The organism is Bradyrhizobium sp. B039, assembly GCF_038965675.1.
Taxonomy (GTDB): Bacteria; Pseudomonadota; Alphaproteobacteria; order Rhizobiales; family Xanthobacteraceae; genus Bradyrhizobium; species Bradyrhizobium diazoefficiens.
The window spans coordinates 3,331,339-3,354,630 of sequence record NZ_CP152416.1 but is presented as its reverse complement, the minus strand read 5'-3'; the positions used below and the strand labels follow the sequence as shown (position 1 = coordinate 3,354,630).

The window sequence follows — 23,292 nt, the reverse complement described above, 5'->3', positions numbered from 1 at the left end:
CGTCGGGCAAAACAGGGGCATGATGCCATCATCGCCCCGATCGCCGCTCAGGCTCTTCAACCCAGATTTGCTCTCCCGTGACCTTGACCGGATAGAGCCGCAATGGCGGACTTGGCCAGCCCGCTGTAATCGCCCCGTCGCGCAAATCGAATGATGCGGCATGGCGCGGGCACTGCAGCCGCCCCGCTGTCACCTGTCCAAGACCAAGATCGGCCTGTTCGTGGGGGCAGGCACGGTCGCACGCGACGACATCGCCCTCGCTCCAGATCACAAGCATATCGCGCCCGGCAACGCGGACGATCGTCTCTGCCTTCAGGCGACCGAGGTCACAGACCGGAATCCATCCGGGCTCGTCCGAACGGACAACCGGATCAACCACCGAGATAGGCCTTCCGCACATGCTCGTTCTCGATCAGCTCGGTGCCGGCTCCGGACAGAACGATGCGGCCGTTCTCGAGCAGATAGGCGTGGTCGCACATCTCGAGCGCGGCGAACGCGTTCTGCTCGACCAGCAGTACCGTGGTGCCGGCATCGCGAATGCCACGGATGATCGCAAAGGTGCGCTCGACGATGTTGGGGGCAAGGCCGAGCGAAGGCTCGTCGAACATTATCAGCCGCGGCCGCGACATCAGCGCACGCCCGATCGCGAGCATCTGCTGCTCGCCACCGGACAGCGTGCCCGCCGCCTGCCGGCGCCGCTCGGCGAGCCGCGGAAATTCCGTATAGATGCGATCGCGATCGGCCGCGATCTCGCCTGAACCGCGACGGAGGTAAGCCCCCATGTCGAGGTTTTCCTCGACGCTCATGTGCGGAAACACGCGCCGCCCTTCCGGACAATGCGCGATCCCGCTCGCCAGCACGCGCGGGGGCCTCGCCCCGGTGATGTCGATGCCCTCGAACCGCATTTGGCCTGCGCGCGGCGGCACGAGGCCGGAAATCGCGCGCAGCGTCGTGCTCTTGCCGGCACCGTTGGCCCCGATCAACGCGACGAGTTGCCCGGCCTTCACGTCGAGCGAGATGCCGCGCAGCGCGGTGACGCCGCCATAGCCGCACACCATGTCGCGGATCTCAAGCACGCGCCGCTCCATGTCCGAGATAGGCCTCGATCACGGCGGGATCGTTGCGGATCACGTCCGGCGCTCCCTCGGCGATGATGCGGCCGTAGTTGAGCACCACGATGCGGTCCGAGACGGTCATCACCATCGGCATGTCGTGCTCGACCAGAAGGATCGTGATGCCGCGACCGCGGATGTCGCGAATGAGCTCGACGAACCGGTGGGTTTCCGAGGCATTCATGCCCGAGACGGGTTCGTCGAGCAGCAGCATCGAGGGTTCCGCCGCGAGCGCCAGCGCAACGCCGACCAGGCGCTGCTCGCCGTAGGAGAGCGAGCCGGCCGCATCGTGGGCACGGCGTTCGAGACCGACCCATTCGATCAGCTCGCTTGCCCGCTGCCGCAGCCTGCGCTCCGAGGCGCGCGCGCCCGGCAGCCCGAGGATGGCGTCGAGCAGCCGGACCCGGCCCTGACGATGCAGGCCGATCAGGAGATTGTCGTAGACGGTGTCATTGGGAAACACACTGGTGCGCTGGAAGGTGCGGATCAGGCCGAGATCGGCGATCTCGTGCGGCTTCAATCCGGTAAGCGTCGTGCCCTGATAGGTGACACGGCCTGCGCTCGGCGTCAGGAAACCGGTCATGACGTTGAAGGTCGTGGTCTTGCCGGCGCCGTTCGGTCCGATCAGGCTGACGATCTCGCCCTCGCCCACGGTGAAACTCATGTCGGAGATCGCGACGAGCCCGCCGAAACGGACCGCGACCTGCTCGATCGTCATGGCAACGCTGCGTGCCGTCATCACGCCCGCTCCTTGACGGCGGTTTCAGTGAGCGCCACCGGCGCCAGCGCCGTCGTGCCGCTCCGTCTCCGGCGAAATCGCTGCGCGAGCGACGGCACGATGCCGCGCGGCAGCACGAACAGGATGGCGATCAGCACGCCGCCATAGGCGATCCACTGCGCCTCCGGCGCCATCACCGGACGCAGCGCGACCGGCAGCAGCCCGAAGATCAGACCGCCGACGACGGGCCCCGCCAGCGAGCCCTTGCCGCCGCTGATGACCATGATCACCATGGTGACGGTGTTGATGAAGGCAAACACTTCAGGATCGATGATCCGGATATAGTGCGCATAGAGGCTGCCGGCGGCGCCAGCGATCGCGGCGGAAATCACCGCCGCCAGCGTCAGCGTCTTGGTCACGTCGATGCCGACGGAGACCGCCAGCGTCTCATTCTCCATCAATCCGCGCATGGCGCGGCCGAAATGGGAATGAACGAGACGCGTGATCAGAAGATAGGCGGTGAGAGCCACGACCAGCACGAGATAGTAGTTCTGCATCTTGGTGCGCAGCGTCAGCTCACCGAAGCCGGGCAACGGCAGTGCGATGGAGGGAATATTGGTCAGCGCCAGCGGGCCTTGCGTCAGTTCGACCCAGTTCAACGCGACCAGCCGGACGACTTCGGCGAAGGAGATCGTGACAATGACGAAATAGGCGCCGCGAACGCGGAACGAGAGCAGCCCGACGAAATAACCGCACAGCCCGGCGATGAGGATCGCGAGCACGAAGCCCACAATGGGCGGCCACGGCGTGTGAACAAGGCGCAGGTCTCCGGGCAGCCCGATGTCGAAACCGAGCGATGTCAGCGCGCTGACATAGGCGCCGATGCCGAAGAAGGCGATGTGGCCGAGGCTGAGCTGCCCGGTGAAGCCGAGCAGGAGATTGAGGCTCATCGCGCCGATGACGAAGATTCCGGTCGTGATCAGCGCGTTGAGGAGATAGGGATCGCGCAGCCAGAGCGGCACCGAGGCAAGGGCCGCGACGGCGAGAATGGTGAGGGCTATTCTCATCCGACGCGCTCCGCGCGCGCGAACAGGCCGGTCGGCTTGAAGATGAGAACCGCGATGATGATCACGAAGCCCATCGCGTCGCGATAGCCTGATGAGACGTAGCCCGCGCCGAGCTCCTCGGCGAGCGCCAGGATGAAGCCGCCGATCACCGCACCCGTGATGTTGCCGAGACCGCCGAGGATGACGATGGCGAAGGCCTTGACGGCGGCAAGATCCCCCATTTGCGGGAAGATCACGTAGACCGGGCCGAGCAGAGCCCCCGCCGCGGCGGCAAGGCTGGAGCCGATCGCGAAGGTCGAGGTGTAGATCATGTCGACATTGACGCCCATCAGCGAGGCCGTGTCGTGGTCCTGGAACGTCGCCCGCATCGCGCGGCCGAGGCTCGTCCTGTTGATCAGGAGATACGTCACCAGGATCAGCAGTGCCGCGGCGGCAAGCACGAACAGCCGCAGCCAGGACACGGAGACAGGTCCGAGCACCAGGGGCGCCTCGGGAAACGGCGTCGCCACCGATTTGGCGACCCCGCCCCAGATCCACAGCGTGCCCGACTGCATCGCGATCCAGGCTCCGATCATGACCAGCATCGTGGTGTCGATGTCGGAGCCGCGCAGGGGCCGCAGCAATGTCAGCTCGATAGCTGCCCCCAACAGCCATCCGGCCAGCACGGCGACGGGCAGCGCAAGGAAGAAGTTCAGCCCGAGCTGCTGCACCACGATAAACATGATGTAGGCGCCGAACGTGTAGAGCACGCCGTGCGTGAAATTCACGACGTTCATGATGCCGAAGATCAACGTCAGCCCGATCCCGAGCAGCGCATAGGTGCCGCCGAGCACAAGCATGTTGACCAGATGCTGGAGAAACTCGCTCAAAGCCGTTTCCGTATGACCCGCAATGCGGCGAGAGCGGCGGTGCGCCGCCCTCGCCCGCGAAGAAACGCGTTAGAGCGTCTTCATCCCGACCTTGCCGTCGTTGATCTCGATGAGATAGACGTTCGGCTGGCTCTGCCCGCTCTCCTTGCCCTCGGGGCCGGACTTGCGGAACACGATGTCGCCGTTCAGCCCCTTGATGTTGATATCCCAGAGCGCCGCCTTGATCGCGGCCGGCTCGGCCTTGCCCGCCTTCTCGATCGCGGCCGCCGCGGTGCGGATGCCGTCATAGCCGCGGAAGCTCTCGGTGCAGCCGGCGAACTCGAAGCCGCGCTTCTTCCATTCCGTGATGAAGTAGTTGGTCGCTTCCGGGTTCGGCGTCTTGTCCGGGAACCAGGGCAGGAAGGTGGTCAGATGCATGGTGCCGTTGGCGGCTGCCCCGGCTTGCGCGATGATCTGGTCCGGGTTCTGCGAGCCGCCGGTGGTGATGATGCGCTTCTTCAGGCCCAGCGCAGCAGCCTGCTTGAAGATCAGCGTCAACTGGTCGACGGCGGTCGTGACGATGACCGTCTCGGACTCCGAGCTCTTGATTTTGGACAGCTGCGCGCTCATGTCCTGCGCGCCCTGGTCCATCGTCTCGACGAGGCCGATGCTGATGCCCTTGTCCTTCATCATCTTGCTGAAGTCCTCGGCGGTGCCGCGGCCCCAGTCATTGTTGATGACGAGGAAGTCGACCTTCTTCAGGGCGAGCTTGTCGACGATGCCCTTGAACGCCGCGGCCTCGACCGCCGAGGGCGGCGAGATGCGGAAGATGAAGGGATTTCCGGTCGTCGTGATCTTGCCCGAGGACGAGGTCTCCACCACCATCGGCGTCTCGTATTCCATCAGCTTCGGCATCACCGCGAGCGTCAGGCTCGAGCCCCAGGCGCCCATCAGCACCGGCACCTTGTCGCTGGTGATGAGCTTCTCCGCGACGGCGGCGGCTTCCGTCGGGTTGCTCTTGTTGTCCTCGATCACCAGTTCGATCTTCTTGCCCAAAATGCCGCCCTTGGCGTTGATCTCGTCGGCGGCGATCTTGGCGCCGTTGACGACGTAGGTGCCGGAGGCCGCGAACGCGCCGGTGAGCGGTTCGTTGACGCCGATCTTGATGGTCTGCGCCTGTACGGCGCCGCCGACCAGGGCCGTCGCCAGCGCGATTGTCCCGACCAGTCCGAGTGCTCGTGTCATGTTGTCTCTCCAAATCCAACGCTGTTGATCGTTATGCCAGTCCAGGCTTCGTCACTCCGCGGCGCGAGCGCGCCGATCATTCCGCGCCACCTTTTCCGGTGAAGACGCGGCCAAACATGCGCGCGAGCCGAGCGCGCAAAACGTCTGATGCAAGCGACCAGAAGCTGAGCTCCGCGGGGGCGGCCTGCCCCGACGGCGCGCCCGACATGTGGCGGTCGAGATTTCCCGCGAACTCAGCGACCAGGCGTCTGGCGAGATCGCGCACGAGGCCCGGCCGGCCGACCTGCGCCAGCATGCCCGTGAGCGTGTAGCCGATCGACAGGTCGACGGAGGTCGCCGCGCCGCCATCGAGCGGGATCAGGCGATAGCGGATTTCGCCTTGCGTCGCCGAATGGCTGCGCTGGTCGGTGCCGATGCCGACAATGCGGCCGGAGAGCGTCGCGGGATCGCGTTCGACGCGCGCGGCCCCCTCGAAGCTTGCTGCGATCGGCCCGAGCCTGACGCGAATCACGCCTTCGACACGCTCGGGCCTTGGCGGCGCCGTGAGCGATACGCCGGGAAGGCAGGCTGCAATACCCGCGATATCATCGAACATCGCGAACACTTTCGCCGGTAGATACGGCAGCGAGAAGCGCTGATCGAGAACGGTCGCTGGCGTGAAGTCGGGAATTCTGCCCGGTGCAGCACTCTCTGACACCGGCGCTAACGCCTGTCGCGTAGGCTGCAGCGACTGCCGATCTTGATCGGGTGCGGCTCGCCCCGATCCGGCGGGGCCGAGACTGGTCCGGCCACCGTCGGCCTGCGGCGCAATGTTGCGCGCACGCCTCGCCCCGATCACGGACTGCACGGCGCGCACGATGCCGACATAGCCGGTGCAGCGGCAGAGATTGCCGCTGAGGCCGACGCGAATGCGCCGTTCGTCGGCGTCAGGCAGGCGCAACACCAGGTCGCGCGCGGAGACCAGCATGCCGGGCGTGCAATAGCCGCATTGCAGCGCGTGCTCCCGGGTGAAGGCGGCGCGCAACTCGGTCGTGACCTCGTCCTCGTCGAGGCCCTCGATCGTGGTGATGTCGGCGCCTTCGCAGGCCACCGCATAGGTGATGCAGGAGCGCGCCGGCACGCCGTCGAGCAGCACGGTGCAGGCGCCGCAGACGCCATGCTCGCAGCCGAGATGGGTGCCGGTGAGATCGAGCTTTTCGCGCACGAAATCGGCAAGGCTGGTGCGCGGCTCGGCCGAGACCTCCACCGCACGCCGGTTGACCTGAAGCGAGACCGTGTTCATGCCGCGGCCTCCAGGACGGCGCGCTTCAACACGCTGACATGGATATGGCGCTGCGCGGCATCGTCGATGCCGGCCTTCATCAGAAGAGCGTCGACGACGCGGATGTCGAAACGCTGCTTGTAGTCGGCCGCAATCCGGCCGCCGAACAACCCGGCGGCATCGGTCACGACGATCGGCGCCGTATCGATCGCACCGATCACGATGCGCGCGGTGGCGGTGGCCGGGTCGACCAGGACCGCACCAATGGCATGGGCGAACTCGCCGGTCTTGCGGCAGCTCTTGGCATAGCCCCAATGCGCGGAGGCCGCGCGGGCCGGCACGTGAATCGCCTCGACGATTTCGCCGGCGTGCAACGCCGATTCCAGCGCACCGACGACAAACGCCTCGATCGCCATCGTGCGCGCACCGGCAAGACTGCGCAGTGTCACCTGCGCACCTAGGGCCGCGAGCGCGGAAATCCAGTCCGCGGCGGGATCGGCATGGCTGAGCGAGCCGCCGATCGTGCCGCGGTTGCGCACGGCGCGATACGCGATGTTGGCCGCGACGCCGCGCATCGCGCCACGCGTCACGTCGGCGGTGCGGCCGTCCTCGATATCGGCATGGGTGACCAGGGCACCCAGCACGAGCTCGCCGCCGGACACCACCGCGCGCTTGAGCTCGGCAAGCCCGGAGATGTCGACGATCAGCTCCGGCTGCACCAACCGCAGATTGAGCATGGGCCCAAGCGACTGGCCGCCGGCGATGATCTTCGCCGATCCGCCTGCCGCTGCCAGCATCGACAGCGCCGAATTGAGATCGCGCGGGCGTTCGTAAGCGAAGGGCGCCGGTTTCATGCCGCGCTCCTCTCAGTCGCGCGAGCGGCCAGTACGGCCGCGACGACGCGATGCGGCGTGATCGGCGACTGCATCAGCTCGACACCGAGTGGCCGCAGCGCGTCGTTGACGGCATTGGCGATCGCGGCCGGCGGCGCGATGGCACCGCCCTCGCCGATGCCCTTCACGCCGAACTGCGTATAGGGCGACGGCGTCTCCATGTGATCGAGGCGCGCCGCCGGAACCTCGGTCGCGCCGGGAAGCAGATAGTCGGCCAGCGTCGTCGCTAGCGGCTGGCCGGAGGCGTCGAACGGCATCTCCTCGTAGAGCGCGGTGCCGATGCCCTGCGCGAGACCGCCATAGATCTGGCCGTCGACCACCAGCGGATTGACCAGCACGCCGCCGTCCTCGACGATCACGTAGTCGAGGATTTCCACCTCGCCCAGATCAGGATCGACCGCGACGACGGCCGCATGCGCGGCGTAGCTGAACGTCCCGCTGTCGCGCACGGGCTTGTAGCCCTGCGTCACCTCGAGCCCGCCGGGATCGACATCGGCCGGCAGATCCTGCGGGCGGCGATACCAGGTGTGGGCGATCGCCCGGAGGCTGACGCTGCCATTGACGCCGCGCACCTCGCCATTCTGCAACACGACCGATGCCGGATCATGCTGCAACAGTTTGGCACCGATGCGCCTCGCACGTTCGCCGAGCTCGCGGCAGGCGGTTGCCACCGCGCCGCCCGCCATCACCATCGAGCGCGAGCCCCAGGTGCCGGTCGAATAGGGCGTCATCGCGGTGTCGCCGAGGATGATGCGGATCTTTGCGACGTCTATTCCCAGCATTTCATGCGCGACCTGGGCGAGCGTCGTCTCCATGCCCTGCCCATGCGAATGCACGCCGACACGCAGCTCGAGACCGCCATCCGGCGTCAGCCGTGCCGATGCCTGCTCGTGGCCCGGCACCATCGGGATGCCCCAGCCGGAATAGACGGAGGTGCCGTGCGCCGCCTGCTCGCAATAGATGGAGACGCCGACGCCGATGCGGCGGCTATCTGCCCCGCCCTGCTTTTGCTTCGCGCGGATGGCGTCGACATCGATCGCGGCGAGCGCGCGGCGCATCGCTTCCGGATAATCGCCGCTGTCAAAATGCTTCCTGGTGATGTTGTCGAACGGCATCTGTTCGGGGCGCACCAGATTGCGCAGTCGCACCTCGCCGGGCTCGAGCCCGGCCTCCACCGCGACGAGGTCGAGCATCAATTCCAGCGCAAAGCAGACGCCGGTGCGCGCGACGCCCCGGTAGGGCAGGATCGGACATTTGTTGGTGGCAACCGAAAAGGTGCGGCAGCGATAGGCCGGCATCTTGTACGGACCGGGCAGGATACTCGCGACCTGCGCGGCCTCGAGACAGGCGGAGAACGGATAGGACGAGTAGGCGCCGGAATCGACCGTCGCCTCGCAATCGATGCCGCGCAAGGTCCCGTCGCTGTTAGCATAGACCGTGATCTTGTAATGATGCTCGCGGCAATTGGAGCTGGCGACGAGATGCTCGCGGCGATCCTCGGTCCAGCGCACGGGGTGGCCGCGTTGCATGGTCAGCCAGGACAGGCAGACCTCTTCAGGCAGCAGAATGCCCTTGTGGCCAAAACCGCCGCCGACATCGGGCGAGATGACGCGGATCTGGCCCTCCTCCATGCCCAAGCATTCGGCAAGGCCGCTGCGCGTGATGTGCGGCATCTGAGCCGCCGAATGCAGCGTGAGCTGGTCGAGCCGGCGGTCGAAGGTCGCGACCACGCCGCGGCCTTCCAGCGGCGACATGCATTGCCGCGCGGTCGAGATCTCGCGCGTCACCTTGATCGGCGCATCGAGCGCGGCGGAGATATCGACCTCAAAGTTGGTCTCGAGGAAAACGTTGTCGCCCCAATGCTCGTGCACCAGCCCCGAACCGGGCTCGCGCGCCTTCAGCATGTCATAGACCGCGGGCAGCTCCTCCAGATCCAGCGTCACGGAGGCCGCGATGTCCTCGGCCTCAGCCCGCGTCGGCGCAAGACACATGGCGACGAGCTCGCCGACCTGGCGCACCTTGCCGGTGGCGAGCACCGGCTGCTCCGAGATCTTGAAGCCCGGCAATCCAGATACCGCGCGGATTGGCTTGATGCCGACGAGGTCCGCCGCCGTGAAGACGCTGCCACGATGGCGCTCGGGCACGTGGATGGCGCGGATGCGTGCGTGCGCCAGCGGGCTGCGCACGAAGGCGACGTCCTGAAGGCCGCTAAGCCTGATGTCCGCGACGAACTGGCCGCGGCCGCGCATCAGGCGGTCGTCCTCCTTCCGCGGCAGGCGCACGCCGACGCCCTGCCCGGACCTTCCAGAAGGAAACTCTCGCTCGTTGCGCAACTCCGCGCCCTCCTTCACCGCCCGGCCTTACGCCGCGACGGCCTGCGGCAGGATCGGGGCGACCGCGTCGAAGCGCGTGCCGGCACGCAGGCAGAAGGCCGGCTGCAGCAGGCGCTCGGCGATCACCTCGTTGTTCTCGTTGTCCTTCAGGATGAAGCGCCCCTTCTTCTCCGAGAGCACGGAGACGTCGGCATCCATGCCGACCTTGAGCGCGCCGATCTCCGCGCTGCGGCCGAGCATCTTGGCCGGATTGGCGGTGACCATCGGCACCACCTGCTCGAGCGACAGGCCGAGCGCCATCATCGAGCTCATCGCCTGGACCAGGCTGAACTTGGCCTGCCCCGCGAAGGGATGGTTCTCCTCGTCCTCGTGCTCGTCGGGCGTTCCGGCCGGCGCGGGCACATGGGTGTTGTAGCCGTGGATGTCGGCGCCGAGCGTGGTCGGAATGATGCCGGCGGCGATCGCCTTCTTCGCAAGCCGGTACGAGAAATGGCTGCCGTGGCCGACATCGACCTTCAGGCCGCGATCGAGCGCCGCCTGGATCACCGGATGCACCTCGCCCTCGCGGTTGACGAAGCCGCCGGGGTGGCGCGTGAACGGATGAGCGAGAACGTCGCCTTCGCGCAAGAGCGGGATCACACGCGTGAGGATGGTGTCGGCATCTTCGCCATTGGCGCCGCTCTCGGGCAGGCCCCAGAGCTGGCCGAAATGGACATAGACAGGCAGATCGGCGCGCTTGCCGATCTCCGCCGCCATCTCGATGACGCGGATGCCCCAGCGCGCGAAGCCGCCGATCTCGGCATGGGCCTTGATGCCGCGCACGATGTCGAGATTGGCCGTCGCCGCCTTGACGGTCGCATCGATGTCGACGCCGTCGGGGCTATAGAGCTGCGGATAATAATGTCCTTCCAGTCCGCCGACGAGATAGGCCGACAAGAAGGCGTAGACGCGCGAGGCCGAGGGCTCGGCGATGAAATGACGAAAGCCGGGCAGCGTCATGCAGGACGGGCCGCCCTGATCGACCAACGTCGTCACGCCCGACTGCACGCCGACCATGTCGGGGTTCATGCCGAAGCGGCCGGAGACATATTGATAGACATGGGCGTGGGTGTCGATTAGCCCCGGCAGCACCAGCTTGCCGCCGACGTCGACGACCTCCTTGGCGCTGGTCGGCAGGATATCCGCCGCGACCGCTGCGATCTTGCCGCCCCGGATGGCGACGTCCTTGATGCCGTCCACGCCCGAGGCCGGACAGATCACGCGACCGCCTCGCAGCAGAAGGTCGAAGCTGGCAGTAACTGACATGACGCTCTCCTCGGTCCCGCGCAGGCGGTTGCTCCGCCCCGGATTACGAAGCATGCTTCGCATTTTAATACGAAGTATGCTTCGTATTTTGACAAAAGCAAGCATCATGCCATGATCAGGCGGTGGCAGCCGCGTTCGAATCGAGCTAAGCGCGAGGGAGTTTTTGGGTTGGGAGAGCGTGCATTGCGGCAAGCACAGAAGCGTCGCAGCGGGGGCAAGCACCGCCCCTGGCCATTGTCGCAACGTCCCGGCTATCTGATCCGGCGGCTGCACCAGATTCACGTCGCGCTGTTTCAGGAAGCGTGCGGCGCGTTCGAGGTCACGCCGCTGCAATACAGCCTGCTCTCGGCGCTAGCCGTGCGCGAAACCGCCGATCAGACCACTTTGGCGGCCGATATCGCCCTCGATCGGACCACGACGACCGGTGCGCTGAAGCGGCTCGCTGCACGGAACCTGGTCGAGCGCGCCATCAACAAGGACGATCGCCGCGCGCGCCTGTGCCGATTGACGCCTGAAGGCGCCGCGCTTCTGGTCAAGATCGAAGGCGCGGCGCGACGGGCGCACCGTGCGACGCTCGGCGATTTGAGCGAGCGGGAACAGGCGCTCTTCATCGAAATGATGCAGCGCATCGTGGCCGGCAACCCAAGTCGCGACAGCGCCGCTTCCCTATTCGATTAGAAGCGGCTGCTGCGCTTTTGGGTGGGGCTGCTTAATTTATCATCGTACCGCTGCACGACCGTGCAACGTCTTTTGCCTCCCGCCCGCAAGCGCGCGGAGGAGATCAGCGTCTCGCGGGCACGGTGGCGAACCCGCGCGTGAGTTCAGGGCACGCTTGAATTTCCAATGACAATCCGGCGCAAACCTCATTGCATCCGGCATCGGCGCACGCCCTGCTCCGGCGGTTGCGCAACCGATGGCACGATTTATGCTGCAACGATGCGAAGCGTGCTTCGTATTGGGGGATGTCATGACGGATTCCGAACTTCGCGCTGATATTCACAGCATCGAGCCAATTCCCGATGCGGACCGGGACTCGACCGGACCGCAGCAGATGTGGATCTGGGCCGGCGCCAACATCGCGCCGGTCAACTGGGCGCTCGGCGCGCTCGGGATCATCCTGAAGCTTGGGCTGATGGAGACGATCGCGGTCATCGTGCTCGGGAACATCGTCGGCTGCGCGATCTTCGCAACCTTCACCGTGATGGGGCACAAGACCGGCGTCAACCAGATGGTGCTGAGCCGGTCCGCGTTCGGCGTCCGCGGCGCCTACCTGCCCAGCATCCTGATGTTCGTGATGACGCTCGGCTGGATCGGCGTGAACACCTACTTCCCGGTGAAGGTTTCGATCGGAATCCTTGGCCAGTTCGGCGTGCCCGACACCTGGCTGATCGAGATCGTCATCATCACGCTGGTGATGGCGGCGCAGGTCCTGATCGGCGTGTACGGTTTCTACGCGATCCGCACCTTCGAGAAATACACGGTGCCGCCCACCATCGCCATCATGGTGCTGATGAGCGTGCTGGCCTGGACGCGCCCCGGCGTCGTCAACTGGAGCCTCACGACCTCGCTGCCGCCGGGCGCGCATCTGGCGATGCTGACGCTGCTGATGACCGCGATCGGCGTCGGCTGGGGCATTTCCTGGGTCACCTGGGCCTCCGACTATTCGCGCTTCGTGCCGAAAAGCGTGCCGTCGAAATCCGTCTTCTGGTACAGCTATGTCGGCATGTTCGTGCCGACGGTCTGGCTCGGCATCCTCGGCGCGACCATCGCCTCGACCACGCTGGACACCGATCCCGCAAAAATGGTCAGCGCGGTGTTCGGCGGGCCGGTCAGCATCCTCGTTTTGCTGATGGTGCTGCACGGCCCGATCGCGACCAACATCCTCAACGTCTACTCGGCGACGCTGGCGGCGCTGAGCGCGGGGCTGAAGTTCTCGCGCTTCTGGCTCACCGTCATCGTTGGCGTCGCCGGCTATCTGGTCACGCTGTACTTCATCTTCGCGCCGTCCTTCGCCAAGGCGTTCGACAACTGGATGATCAGCCTCTTGTTGTGGATGAGCCCGTGGGCCGGCGTGGTGCTCGCGGACTTCTTCCTCAAGCGGAAGGGCAAGATCGACGTCGCCGAGCTCTATCGCTCGCCGGAGACCAGCGCCTATGGCGACATCAACTGGGCCGGCATGATCGCGTTCTTCGCCGGCCTTGTCGCCGGATGGCTGGTGGAAGACGGCCTGGTCGGCGCGCTTCAGGGGCCGGTCTCGATCAACCTCCTGGGCGGAGCCGATCTGAGCTGGCTTTTCGGGATCGGGGTCTCGGGGCTGGTCTATCTGGCGCTGGGCAAGCACGTCACGTCGCCCTCCTCGATCGTTGCGAGCAGCGCAGGCCGGTGAAGGCATGGACCACATTCTGCGATCCACTCCTGGAAACGTCCAGTGGGGACTCTGGGACGGACGGCTGAAGCCGGTGCTCCGGATCGCATCCGGAGACCGCGTGACCATCGAGACGCTCTCGGGCGAGCCGGACGACCTGCCCGATCCGTCGCTCGGTTTTGATGTCGTGCCCGGACATGCGGAGGTGCTCGCAAGCGCCTTCCGCGGTCCGGGGCCGCACCTTCTCACCGGGCCTGTCTACATCGAGGGCGCCGAGCCCGGCGACGTCCTCGAAGTGCGCGTGCTGAGCATCGAGCTGCGCTGCAATTGGGGCTGGAATCTCCAGGTCCCGACGCTCGGCACTCTCCCTGAGGATTTCCCCGAGTTCCGCCGCATCCACATTCCGCTGGACCGCGCGCGCAACGTCGCAAAGCTCCCCTGGGGCCAGGAGCTGCCGCTCGCCCCCTTCTTCGGCAATTTCGGCGTCGCGCCGCCGCTCGCCTGGGGCCGGCTGTCCTCGAAGGAGCCGCGGGCCTTCGGCGGCAACATGGACAACAAGGAGTTAGGTGCCGGCAGCACGCTCTATTTTCCGGTCTTCGTGCCGGGCGCGCTGTTCTCCGCCGGCGACGGCCACGCGCTCCAGGGCGACGGCGAAGTCTGCCTGACCGCGATCGAGGCGGCGCTCACCGGCACCTTCGAATTCCACGTCCGCCGCGATCTCCGCCTCACCTCGCCCCGCGCCGAGACGGCGTCCGACTGGATCACCATGGGCTTTGACGAGGATCTCGACGACGCGGCCAAGGCCGCGCTGCGCGACATGATCGCGCTGATCCGCGAGCACAGCGGCCTCGGCGCACAGGATGCCTATACGCTCTGCTCGATCGCCGCGGACCTGCGGGTCACGCAGATGGTCGACGGCAACAAGGGCATTCACTGCGTGTTGGCGAAATCCCGCATGCCATGCCTCTAAACTTATGGTGCCTCTAGTGCCTCGTCGAGGTGGCACGCCACCCACTGCTCGGGTCCAGTCGTCCGAAGCACCGGCTCTTCCGTGCGACAACGGTCGAACACGTATGGACAACGGGTGTGGAAGCGGCATCCGCTCGGCGGATTGATCGGGCTCGGCACGTCGCCGCCGAGGATGATCGGGTTGCGCTGGGCGCCCGGCTCGGGCAGCGGCACCGCTGAGAGCAGCGCCTTGGTGTAGGGATGCCTCGGCGCGGCAAAGATCTCCCGGCGCGGCGCGACCTCGACGATCTTGCCGAGATACATCACCGCGACGCGATGGGTCATGTGCTCGACGATGGCGAGGTCATGGCTGATGAACAGCAGCGCGAGGCCGAATTTCTGCTGGAGGTCCTGGAGCAGATTGACGATCTGCGCCTTGACCGAGACGTCGAGCGCGGAGACCGCCTCGTCGCAGACGATCAGCTCTGGCTCGGCCGCCAGCGCCCGCGCGATCCCGATGCGCTGGCGCTGACCGCCGGAGAATTCGTGCGGCCGGCGGTTCAGCGCCTCGCGCGGCAGGCGCACGGTGTCCATCAGAGACGTGACGCGCACCTCGAGATCTTCCGCGGATTTGGCGAGGCCGAAATTGCGGATCGGCTCCGCGAGAATGTCGCGCACGCGCATGCGCGGATTGAGGCTGGAGAACGGATCCTGGAACACGACCTGCACGCGCCGGCGCATCTGGCGCATCGTGGCCGGCGCGGCATCGTCGATGCGCTGGCCGTCGAGGATCACCTGCCCCGAAGTGATGTCGAACAGCCGCAGGATGGCGCGGCCGACCGTCGATTTGCCGCAGCCGGACTCCCCGACCAGCGACAGCGTCTCGCCGCGCGCGATCTCGAATGACACGCCGTCGACCGCATACACCCATTCGGACTTGCGGACGAACAGGCCCTTGTTGACCGGAAAATGCTTCTTGAGGTCGTTGACCTGGAGCAGAGGAGGACTCATGCCGCGACCGCTCCCTTCGCCGCGTAGTGACAGGCCGCAACATGGCGCGGGCCCTTCTCCTCGAGCCCCGGCGCATATTGGCGGCAGAGATCGGTCGCGAGCGCGCAGCGTCCGGCGAAGACGCAGCCGGTGATCGGCTTGCGCAGGTCGGGGACCTGCCCGGGAATCTCGGCCAGCCGTCTCGCGGTGCCCGTCAGCGACGAACCAAGCCGCGGCACGGCGCCGAGCAAACCTTGCGTATAGGGATGCCGGGGCGAGCGAAACAGCTCGGCGACCGGCGCCTCCTCGACCTTGCGGCCAGCATACATGACCATGACGCGCTCGGCGATCTCGGCAACGACGCCAAGATCGTGCGTGATCAGGATGATCGCAGCACCGACCCGGCTCTTGAGGTCGAGCATCAGCTTGAGGATTTGCGCCTGGATGGTCACGTCGAGCGCCGTGGTCGGCTCGTCCGCGATCAGAAGTTTTGGATTGCACGCCAGCGCAACGGCGATCATCACGCGCTGGCGCATGCCGCCGGAGAGCTGGTGCGGATATTCGCGCACGCGCCGCTTCGGCTCGGGAATGCCGACCAGCGTCAGCATCTCGATCGCGTGCGCCTCGGCGGCCTGCTTGTCCAGGCCCTGGTGGATCATCAGCGTCTCGCGGATCTGGCGGCCGACGGTCAGGACCGGATTGAGGCTCGTCATCGGTTCCTGGAAGATCATCGAGATGTCGTTGCCGCGGATGGCGCGCATCTCGCGGTCGGACAGCTTGAGGAGGTCCCTGCCCGCAAAGCGGATGCTGCCTGCGATCTTGCCCGGCGGCTCCGGGATCAGCCGCATCAGCGACATCGAGGTCACCGACTTGCCGCAGCCGGATTCGCCGACGATGGCGAGCGTCTCGCCCTCGTTGACATGGAAGGACACGCCGTCGACCGCGCGGTTGATGCCGCTGGGCGTACGGAAGTGGGCCTGAAGGTCTTCGACTTCGAGCAGCGCCATCGTGATCAGCCTCGCAACATCAGAGGCTCTTGGCCATGCGCGGATCGAGCGCATCGCGAAGGCCGTCGCCGAGCAGATTCACGGCGAGCACGGTGACGGACAGGAAGGCCGCCGGAAAGAACACGATATAGGGCTTGACTTGCCACAGCGCGCGGCCCTCGGCCATGATGTTGCCCCAAGACGGAATGGTGGGCGGCGTACCCGCACCGATGAAGGACAGGATCGCCTCCGTGATCATGGCGCTGGCGCAAATGTAGGTCGCCTGGACCAGCATGGGCGCGAGCGTGTTGGGAAGGATATGGCGCAGGATGATCATCGGCGTGCGCGTGCCGCAGGCCACCGCCGCATCCACATAGGGCTGCTCGCGCAGCGACAGCACCACGCTGCGGACGAGGCGCGAGACGCGCGGGATCTCGGCGATGGTGATGGCCAGGATGACGTTGCCGACGCTGCCGCGGGTCAAGGCCATCAGCGCGATCGCCAGCAGGATCGGCGGGATCGACATCAAGCCGTCCATGAAGCGCATTAGGATGCCGTCGGCCCAGCGGATGAAGCCGGAGACGATGCCGATGGCAAGGCCCACCGCAGACGCGAACATCGCAACCGACAGGCCGACCGTGAGCGAGACCCGCGCGCCGAAGAGCACGCGCGAATAGATGTCGCGGCCGAGCACGTCGGTGCCGAACCAGTAGTCCGCCGACGGCGCGCGCGTGCGCTTGGCTGGCGCGAGCGCGGTCGGATCGACCGTTCCGAGATAAGGCGCGAAGATCGCGATCAGGACCAGCGTCAGCAGCAGCGCACCGCCGATGGCGACCGTCGGATGACCGCGCAGGAAGCCGATGAAGCCGCGCCGGATCTTGACCGGCCGAAGGATCTCCGGCAGTTGCGGCGCGAGGACTAGACCGGCCGGGAGCGATTGCGGGTTGACGGTGGTGTCGGTCAATAGCGAATCCTCGGGTCAACGAGCGTATAGATGACGTCGATCATCAAATTGACGAGGACGTAGACGAAGCTGAACAGCAGCACGATCCCCTGGATGACGGGATAGTCGCGGCGCAGGATCGCATCGATCGTGAGCCGGCCGAGGCCGGGAATCGCAAACACGCTTTCCGTGACGACGGCACCGCCGATCAGGAGCGCGATGCCGATCCCGATCACGGTGACGATCGGCACCGCCGCGTTCTTCAGCGCGTGAACAAACAGGATGCCGCCCTGCCCGAGGCCCTTGGCCCGCGCGGTGCGGATATAGTCCTGCTGCAGCACTTCGAGCATGGTGGCGCGGGTGATGCGCGCGATCAGCGCGATGTAGACACAGCCCAGCGCGACCGCCGGCAAGATCAAGTTCTCCAGCCAGGGCCAAAAGCCCTGGGCAAGCGGCGTGTAGCCCTGCACCGGCAGCCATTCCAGTTCGAGCGCGAAGATGTAGGCAAGCATGTAGCCGACCACGAAGACGGGCAGCGAGAAGCCGAACACGGCAAAGCCCATGATGACGCGGTCGATCAGGCTGCCGGCTTTCCACGCCGCCACCACGCCGAGCGGCACCGCGACCACGATGGTGAGCAGCAGCGTGACGATCATCAGCGACAGCGTCGGTCCGAGACGCTGCCCGATCATCGTCGAGACCGGCAGATTGGTGAAGATCGAGGTGCCGAGATCGCCGTGCAGGATGCGCCAGACCCAGCTTCCGAACTGGATCAGGAACGGCCGGTCGAGACCGAGGCTCTGGCGGATTCGCTCCACATCCTCCGGGCTCGCCTGATCGCCCGCGATCACCACGGCCGGATCACCCGGCGCGATGTAAAGCAGGCTGAACACGAACAGCGCGACGATTGCCATCACCGGCAAGGTCGCGACGATGCGACGGAGGATGTAGGAGAGCATCTGGCCTCAGCGCGCGATCATGCGGATTTCGACACGCCCCAGAAGAACGGCAGCGGCCCCTTGGTAATGCCGGAGACGTTCTTGCGCCACGCGGTGTAGCTCAGGAAGAAGCCGGTCGGCGCGTAGACGACGTCATCGAGCGCCGCCTTGTTGAGGCGGCCGATGGCGGCTTTCTCCTCATCGAGGTTCTTGGCCTCGAACCAGGACGCGACCTCCTTTTCGGTGCCGGGGCTGGTGGGCCAGCCGAACCAGGCCTTGTCGCCGTTGGCGCGAATGGCGGTGTACGGCGCAGGGTTGATGCAGTCCGCGCCCGCATGCCAGGTGTGGAACATGTTCCAGCCGCCCTGTCCCGGCGGCGTCTTCTGTGCACGGCGCGAGCCGACCGTGCCCCAGTCGGTCGCGACGAAATCGACATTCATGCCGAGCTTCTTCAGGAGGTCCGCGGTCACGTCGCCCTGCGCCTTGGTGATCGGCTGGTCCTGCGCCACGAGGCACGTCACGGGCTGGCCGGAATAACCGCTCTCGGCGAGCAGCTTCTTGGCTGCGTCGAGATCGCGCTTGCCCTTCAGGATCTCGCCGCCCGCCTCGGAATAGAGCGGCGTATCCGGCGTGAAATAGCCGGGCAGCGGCTTCCACAACGCGGTGTCGTCGCCGACGATCGCGCGCATGTAGTCTTCCTGACTCATTGCCATCAGCACCGCGCGCCGCGCCCGCACGTCGTTGAAGGGCGGATACAGGAAGTTCATGCGGAACGAGCCGACATTGCCGAGGGGATCGCCAATGTCGACGCTGATGTTCTTGTTCTTCTTCAGGACCGGAACGAGGTCGGCGATCGGGCTTTCCCACCAGTCGACCTCGCCGTTCTGCAAGGCGGCGGCCGCGGTCGCCGGATCCGGCATCACGATCCATTCGATGCGGTCAACCATGATCTGCTTGCCGCCGGCCAGCCACGACGCTTTCTCCTGCCGCGGCGCGTAGTCGGCGAACTTCTCGAACACCGCCTTCGCGCCGGGCACCCATTCGCCCTTGGCGAACTTCATCGGCCCGGAGCCGACATAGTCGGTGATCTGCTTGAACGGATCGGTCTGCGCGATGCGCTCCGGCATGATGAAGGCGCACGGCGAGTTGTTCTTGGCCAGCGCGTAGAGCAGCTTCGGGAAGGGCTGCTTGAGCACCCATTTGAAGGTGCGATCGTCGACGGCCGTCAGCTCCTGCTGAAGCGCCTTGATCATGAGCCCCATCGGATCTCGCGCCGACCAGCGCGTAAGGCTCGCGACGACGTCCTTGCTCAGCACCGGCTCGCCGTCATGGAACTTGAGCCCCGGCCGCAATTTGAACGTCCAGGTCGTACCGTCGTCGGTGACTTCCTCGGACTCCACCATCTGGCGTTGCGGCTGGAGCGAGGAATCGATGCCGTAAAGCGTGTCCCAGACCAGCGCCGCAGCGTTGCGCACGACATATTGCGTGCCCCAGATCGGATCGAAATTGGCGAGATTGGCCTGCGGCACGAAGCGCAGGGTGCGCGCCGCGGCACCCTGGGCGATCGCCGGGGCCGAAAGGCCGCCCGTCAATGCCAGGCCGCTTGCGCCAGCCAGTCCCTTCAATACGGTCCTGCGATCCATGAAGTCCTCCCAGTAATGCCGTGATGCCGGCCAATCATTGGCCAAGAGCAGTGAAACCGAAGCCCATTGGCGTGCAAATGGTATGCCAGTAACCAGGCCTTCGCCAGCGGGATCTCATCGTCACTTTTGGTCGATCGAGACCTCAAAGCGCCGCCGCCAGCGTCGGCCCGATCTCGATATGCGGGATCGCCTCGACCAGCTTGCGCGTGTAGTCGGTCTTCGGATTGTCGAACAGCGCCCGGCTCTCGCCCTGTTCGACGATGCCGCCATTGCGCAGCACGATGGTGCGATCACAGAGCATGCGCACCACGTTGAGATCGTGGCTGACGAACAGCAGCGCGATGTCGTTCTCGCGGCGCAAGCGATCGAGCAATTGCAGCACCACCGCCTGCACGGAGACGTCGAGTGCGGCGGTCGGCTCGTCCAGCACCAGAAGCCGGGGCCGGCAGGCGATGGCGCGGGCGATGCCGACGCGGGCCTTCTGGCCGCCGGAGAGCTGGTGCGGGAAGCGCGGCAAGAGATCGAGCGGCAGCCCCACGCGCTCCGCGCATTCCTCGACCCGCGCGCGTAGCGCGTCGCCCGCCCGCATGCCGTCGAGCCGCATCAGCGGATGGGCGATGCAGTCGAAGGCGGTGAAGCGCGGGTTGAGGCTCTCGTTCGGGTCCTGGAAGACCATCTGAATGTCTTTGCGCAAGGACGAGCGGTGAAAATCACGCGATGCCACATGACCGATCGACTGCCCGTCGAACACGATGTCGCCTTCGCTCGGATCGATCAGGCGGCAGATCATCCGCGACGTCGTGCTCTTGCCCGAGCCGGACTCGCCGACGAGACCGACGCTCTCGCCGCCGGCCATCGTCATCGAGAAATCCGCGACCGCCGCGGAGCCCTGATCGAAACGCTTGGCAAGCTTGCGCACTTCCAGCAGCGGCGGCGTACCGTGCGCGGGCTCCTGCCTCGGCATGTTGACAACCGCCGCGTAGCCTTCCCGCTCCTCCTCCGTCACGAGATCCTCGATCCGGGACGTCGCGGTCGGCGATGCCGCAACGAGGCGCCTGGTGTAGGCGTGCTGCGGCGTGGTGAAGAGAGTCCTGGGACTGGCCTCCTCGACGATGCGTCCGCGCTCCATCACCGCGATGCGACGGCAGTAGCGCGCCGCGAGCCCGAGATCGTGCGTGATCAGGATCGTCGCCATGCCGCGCGCGGCGGCGATGTCCGCCAGAAGATCCATCACCACCTTCTGCGTGGTGACGTCGAGGCCGGTGGTCGGCTCGTCGGCAATCAGCAGTGCGGGATTGCAGGAGATCGCGATCGCGATCATCACGCGCTGGCACATGCCGCCGGAGAGCTCGTGCGGATAGGCGTTCATCCGCACCTCGGGGTCGCGGATCTGGACCGCGCGCAGCAGCTCCAGCGCCTCGGCGCGCGCGGCGTCCTTCGAGATGCGCTTGTGGGTGAGGATCGCGTCTGCGATCTGCAAGCCGATCGCCCGGATCGGATTGAGCGCCGCACGCGGGTTCTGGAAGATCATGGACATCGCGGCGCCCTGGAGCTGACGGAGATCGTCGCCCCGGAGTTTTGTCACATCCTGCCCGCGAAACAGGATCTTGCCGCCGGTGACGCGGCCGGCGGCATCGAGCAGCCTTGTCGTTGCGAACCCCGTAACCGACTTGCCCGAGCCGCTCTCGCCGACGAGGCCGAGCATCTCGCCGGCTTCGACGGTGAGCGTGACCCCGCGCACGGCCTCGACCATGCCGCGCCGCGTCGAGAACGAGACGTGGAGGTCGTCGATCCTGAGCAGTTCCTTGCTCATGTGCGCATGCGGGGATCGAGAATGTCCCGCATCCCGTCACCGAGGAGATTGAAGCAGAGCACGGCCAGCATCAGCGCAAGGCCGGGGAAGGCCACCAGCCACCACCGTCCGGTCGAGATGAAGCGCGCGCCTTCCGCGACCATGATGCCCCATTCCGGCGTCGGCGGCTTGACACCAAGGCCGATGAAGGACAGGCCCGCCGCATTCAGAATGGCCCAGCCGAGATTGAGCGAGATCTGCACCGCCATCGCCGGCAGGATATTCGGCAACAAAAACCGCAGCACCACCGAAAAGTGGCTCTCGCCGCAGGCGCGCGCGGCCTCGACCCAGCCGACATTGCGCCGGACGTTGACCTCGGCCCGCGCGAAGCGAATGTAAAAGGGAAGATTGATGATCGCGGTTGCAATCACGATGTTCTCGATCCGGTTGCCGAGCGCCGCGACCATCGCCATCGCCAGCACGAACAGCGGAAAGGCCATCATCACGTCGACGAAGCGGCCGACGCCCCGGTCGAGCCTGCCGCCGGCATAACCGCAGAACGAGCCGACAACGGCACCGATCACGAAGGAGATGCCGACCGCGGAGACCGCGATAGCAAGGTCGAGCCGCGCCGCGATCACGAGGCGGCTGAACACGTCGCGCCCGAGCTGGTCGGTGCCGGCAATGTGCGCCGCGCTTGGCGGCAGCAGCGCTTCCGAGACATTGGAGACCACGGGATCATAGGGCACGATCCAGGGGCCGAAGATCGCGAGGAGGACGAACAGAAGGACGCCGGCCGCGGCGACGGCCGTAAGCGGATTGCCGCGCAGGATCCAGACCGAATGGCGGAGGGTTGCGCTGGTCATTCGATCGACACCCTGGGATCGGCGATGCCGTAGCAGACATCGACCACGAGATTGACCAGCACAAAGAGGCTGGCCATCAGGAGCACGAAGCCCTGCACCGGCGCATAGTCGGAGGACAAGAGCGCATCGAGCGCGTAGGAAGCAACGCCCGGCCAGGAGAACACCTTCTCCACCAGGACATTGGCGCCCAGCATGGTCGAGAATACGATGCCGGCGATGGTGATGACGGGGAGAATCGCATTGCGCAGCGCATAGGTGACGACCACCTTGCGCCACGACAGCCCGACAGAGCGCGCGGTGCGCACGAAATCGCTGCCGAGCGAAACCAGCATCGAGGCGCGCGTGATCCGCGCCAGCGGCGCGATCACGAACAGGGCCATGCTCACCGCCGGCAGGACCAGCTGCTTGCAAGCTGCCCACCAGCCTTCAAAATCTCCTGCGAGCAGGAAATCGATCGAGAGGAAGCCGGTGCGCTGCGGCGGCAGCGAGGTGAAGACGTCAATCCGGCCCGTGGGATCGGGCGCGAGCCCGAGCAGGTAGTAGAAGACGTAGATCAGCAGCAGGCCCGACACGAAGGTCGGCACGCAGACGCCGAGCGCGCAGAACAGCCGCACGCCGTGATCGACGATCGACCCCGGCCGCAGCGCCGCGACGACGCCGAGCGGCACCGCCGCGATCAGCGCGATCAGCAGCGCGGTGAAGGTGAGCTCGAGCGAGGCCGGCAGCCGCTCGCGCAGATCCTTCAGCACCGGCTGCCCCGTCATCATGGAGCGGCCGAGATTGCCGTGGCCGATGTCGGAGAGATAGAACACGAGCTGCTCCGGCACCGACCTGTTGAGCCCCATCTGCTTGCGGATCTGCTCGATCTCCTCCTTGCCGGCGTTGGGCCCCGAGGCAAAGAACACCGCGGGGTCGCCGGGCAGGACGCGCATTAGAAGAAAGGTGAAGACCAGCACGCCGAACAGCGCCGGCAGCGACGACAGAAGCCGCCTGCCCGCCCGGATCATCGTTGCGCCAAGACCGGTCATCACCTTTCAGA

General features: G+C 66.1%; 21 protein-coding genes. 3 read left to right on the top strand and 18 right to left on the bottom strand.

What is annotated here, in order from left to right; genetic code table 11:
* Window positions 1–28: 28 nt before the first annotated feature.
* The 10 genes from AAFG50_RS15625 to AAFG50_RS15580 form a co-directional block, all read right to left on the bottom strand.
* The gene (locus AAFG50_RS15625) at window positions 29–379 is read right to left on the bottom strand and encodes a Rieske (2Fe-2S) protein (protein WP_231166675.1); all 351 of its coding nucleotides are present in this window, start codon (window positions 377–379) and stop codon (window positions 29–31) included.
* The gene (locus AAFG50_RS15620) at window positions 372–1,076 is read right to left on the bottom strand and encodes an ABC transporter ATP-binding protein (RefSeq protein WP_028172051.1); all 705 of its coding nucleotides are present in this window, start codon (window positions 1,074–1,076) and stop codon (window positions 372–374) included. Before AAFG50_RS15620 ends, AAFG50_RS15625 begins: the two co-directional genes overlap by 8 nt.
* On the bottom strand, window positions 1,069–1,851 hold the full coding sequence (locus AAFG50_RS15615; protein WP_039184161.1) for an ABC transporter ATP-binding protein: 783 nt from the start codon (window positions 1,849–1,851) through the stop codon (window positions 1,069–1,071). Before AAFG50_RS15615 ends, AAFG50_RS15620 begins: the two co-directional genes overlap by 8 nt.
* Window positions 1,851–2,897, bottom strand: a complete 1,047-nt coding sequence (locus tag AAFG50_RS15610; RefSeq protein WP_028172053.1) for a branched-chain amino acid ABC transporter permease — start codon at window positions 2,895–2,897, stop codon at window positions 1,851–1,853. The genes AAFG50_RS15615 and AAFG50_RS15610 overlap by 1 nt, the downstream gene beginning before the upstream one ends.
* Window positions 2,894–3,766, bottom strand: coding sequence for a branched-chain amino acid ABC transporter permease (locus AAFG50_RS15605; protein ID WP_028172054.1), 873 nt, complete (start codon window positions 3,764–3,766; stop codon window positions 2,894–2,896). Before AAFG50_RS15605 ends, AAFG50_RS15610 begins: the two co-directional genes overlap by 4 nt.
* Before the next feature lie 69 nt (window positions 3,767–3,835).
* Complete coding sequence (locus AAFG50_RS15600; RefSeq protein WP_028172055.1) at window positions 3,836–4,990, bottom strand: ABC transporter substrate-binding protein; 1,155 nt, start codon at window positions 4,988–4,990, stop codon at window positions 3,836–3,838.
* Window positions 4,991–5,066: 76 nt separating this feature from the next.
* Window positions 5,067–6,272, bottom strand: a complete 1,206-nt coding sequence (locus AAFG50_RS15595) for a 2Fe-2S iron-sulfur cluster-binding protein (RefSeq protein ID WP_028172056.1) — start codon at window positions 6,270–6,272, stop codon at window positions 5,067–5,069.
* Window positions 6,269–7,105, bottom strand: coding sequence for an FAD binding domain-containing protein (locus AAFG50_RS15590; RefSeq protein WP_028172057.1), 837 nt, complete (start codon window positions 7,103–7,105; stop codon window positions 6,269–6,271). Before AAFG50_RS15590 ends, AAFG50_RS15595 begins: the two co-directional genes overlap by 4 nt.
* Window positions 7,102–9,495 (bottom strand): xanthine dehydrogenase family protein molybdopterin-binding subunit, encoded by a 2,394-nt coding sequence (locus AAFG50_RS15585; RefSeq protein WP_039184158.1) that lies wholly within the window; start codon window positions 9,493–9,495, stop codon window positions 7,102–7,104. Before AAFG50_RS15585 ends, AAFG50_RS15590 begins: the two co-directional genes overlap by 4 nt.
* A gap of 9 nt (window positions 9,496–9,504) precedes the next feature.
* On the bottom strand, window positions 9,505–10,782 hold the full coding sequence (locus AAFG50_RS15580) for an amidohydrolase/deacetylase family metallohydrolase (RefSeq protein ID WP_028172059.1): 1,278 nt from the start codon (window positions 10,780–10,782) through the stop codon (window positions 9,505–9,507).
* Between the two features lie 234 nt (window positions 10,783–11,016).
* Between AAFG50_RS15580 and AAFG50_RS15575 the strand changes: the two genes are divergently transcribed.
* From AAFG50_RS15575 to AAFG50_RS15565, 3 genes are all read left to right on the top strand, one after another.
* Entirely contained in the window at window positions 11,017–11,460 is a 444-nt protein-coding gene (locus AAFG50_RS15575) for a MarR family transcriptional regulator (protein WP_039184155.1), read from the top strand.
* A gap of 289 nt (window positions 11,461–11,749) precedes the next feature.
* A complete protein-coding gene (locus tag AAFG50_RS15570) occupies window positions 11,750–13,168 on the top strand; it encodes a cytosine permease (protein ID WP_038966001.1) in 1,419 nt (472 codons plus the stop codon).
* Window positions 13,169–13,172: 4 nt separating this feature from the next.
* A complete protein-coding gene (locus tag AAFG50_RS15565; protein WP_028172062.1) occupies window positions 13,173–14,117 on the top strand; it encodes an acetamidase/formamidase family protein in 945 nt (314 codons plus the stop codon).
* Between the two features lie 2 nt (window positions 14,118–14,119).
* Here the strand turns inward: AAFG50_RS15565 and AAFG50_RS15560 are convergent, their stop codons facing one another.
* The 8 genes from AAFG50_RS15560 to AAFG50_RS15525 form a co-directional block, all read right to left on the bottom strand.
* Complete coding sequence (locus AAFG50_RS15560; RefSeq protein ID WP_028172063.1) at window positions 14,120–15,106, bottom strand: oligopeptide/dipeptide ABC transporter ATP-binding protein; 987 nt, start codon at window positions 15,104–15,106, stop codon at window positions 14,120–14,122.
* On the bottom strand, window positions 15,103–16,092 hold the full coding sequence (locus AAFG50_RS15555) for an ABC transporter ATP-binding protein (RefSeq protein ID WP_028172064.1): 990 nt from the start codon (window positions 16,090–16,092) through the stop codon (window positions 15,103–15,105). The genes AAFG50_RS15560 and AAFG50_RS15555 overlap by 4 nt, the downstream gene beginning before the upstream one ends.
* A gap of 19 nt (window positions 16,093–16,111) precedes the next feature.
* Window positions 16,112–17,035 carry an ABC transporter permease gene (locus tag AAFG50_RS15550; RefSeq protein ID WP_011086127.1) on the bottom strand — a complete coding sequence of 308 codons (924 nt, stop codon included), beginning with the start codon at window positions 17,033–17,035 and terminating at the stop codon, window positions 16,112–16,114.
* Window positions 17,032–17,973: an ABC transporter permease gene (locus AAFG50_RS15545; RefSeq protein ID WP_027548944.1), complete on the bottom strand. Its 942-nt coding sequence runs from the start codon at window positions 17,971–17,973 to the stop codon at window positions 17,032–17,034. Before AAFG50_RS15545 ends, AAFG50_RS15550 begins: the two co-directional genes overlap by 4 nt.
* Before the next feature lie 17 nt (window positions 17,974–17,990).
* Complete coding sequence (locus tag AAFG50_RS15540; RefSeq protein WP_011086125.1) at window positions 17,991–19,595, bottom strand: ABC transporter substrate-binding protein; 1,605 nt, start codon at window positions 19,593–19,595, stop codon at window positions 17,991–17,993.
* Window positions 19,596–19,737: 142 nt separating this feature from the next.
* The gene (locus AAFG50_RS15535) at window positions 19,738–21,408 is read right to left on the bottom strand and encodes an ABC transporter ATP-binding protein (RefSeq protein WP_028172065.1); all 1,671 of its coding nucleotides are present in this window, start codon (window positions 21,406–21,408) and stop codon (window positions 19,738–19,740) included.
* Complete coding sequence (locus tag AAFG50_RS15530; protein ID WP_028172066.1) at window positions 21,405–22,253, bottom strand: ABC transporter permease; 849 nt, start codon at window positions 22,251–22,253, stop codon at window positions 21,405–21,407. The genes AAFG50_RS15535 and AAFG50_RS15530 overlap by 4 nt, the downstream gene beginning before the upstream one ends.
* Window positions 22,250–23,284, bottom strand: a complete 1,035-nt coding sequence (locus tag AAFG50_RS15525; RefSeq protein WP_028172067.1) for an ABC transporter permease — start codon at window positions 23,282–23,284, stop codon at window positions 22,250–22,252. Before AAFG50_RS15525 ends, AAFG50_RS15530 begins: the two co-directional genes overlap by 4 nt.
* Window positions 23,285–23,292 lie beyond the last annotated feature (8 nt).

Coding starts and splice junctions, on each gene's coding strand:
- AAFG50_RS15540 (WP_011086125.1), bottom strand. CDS start 19,595: ATGGATCGCAGGACCGTATTGAAGGGACTGGCTGGCGCAAGCGGCCTG.
- AAFG50_RS15570 (WP_038966001.1), top strand. CDS start 11,750: ATGACGGATTCCGAACTTCGCGCTGATATTCACAGCATCGAGCCAATT.
- AAFG50_RS15535 (WP_028172065.1), bottom strand. CDS start 21,408: ATGAGCAAGGAACTGCTCAGGATCGACGACCTCCACGTCTCGTTCTCG.
- AAFG50_RS15580 (WP_028172059.1), bottom strand. CDS start 10,782: ATGTCAGTTACTGCCAGCTTCGACCTTCTGCTGCGAGGCGGTCGCGTG.
- AAFG50_RS15530 (WP_028172066.1), bottom strand. CDS start 22,253: ATGACCAGCGCAACCCTCCGCCATTCGGTCTGGATCCTGCGCGGCAAT.
- AAFG50_RS15600 (WP_028172055.1), bottom strand. CDS start 4,990: ATGACACGAGCACTCGGACTGGTCGGGACAATCGCGCTGGCGACGGCC.
- AAFG50_RS15610 (WP_028172053.1), bottom strand. CDS start 2,897: ATGAGAATAGCCCTCACCATTCTCGCCGTCGCGGCCCTTGCCTCGGTG.
- AAFG50_RS15555 (WP_028172064.1), bottom strand. CDS start 16,092: ATGGCGCTGCTCGAAGTCGAAGACCTTCAGGCCCACTTCCGTACGCCC.
- AAFG50_RS15545 (WP_027548944.1), bottom strand. CDS start 17,973: ATGCTCTCCTACATCCTCCGTCGCATCGTCGCGACCTTGCCGGTGATG.
- AAFG50_RS15590 (WP_028172057.1), bottom strand. CDS start 7,105: ATGAAACCGGCGCCCTTCGCTTACGAACGCCCGCGCGATCTCAATTCG.
- AAFG50_RS15615 (WP_039184161.1), bottom strand. CDS start 1,851: ATGACGGCACGCAGCGTTGCCATGACGATCGAGCAGGTCGCGGTCCGT.
- AAFG50_RS15560 (WP_028172063.1), bottom strand. CDS start 15,106: ATGAGTCCTCCTCTGCTCCAGGTCAACGACCTCAAGAAGCATTTTCCG.
- AAFG50_RS15595 (WP_028172056.1), bottom strand. CDS start 6,272: ATGAACACGGTCTCGCTTCAGGTCAACCGGCGTGCGGTGGAGGTCTCG.
- AAFG50_RS15565 (WP_028172062.1), top strand. CDS start 13,173: ATGGACCACATTCTGCGATCCACTCCTGGAAACGTCCAGTGGGGACTC.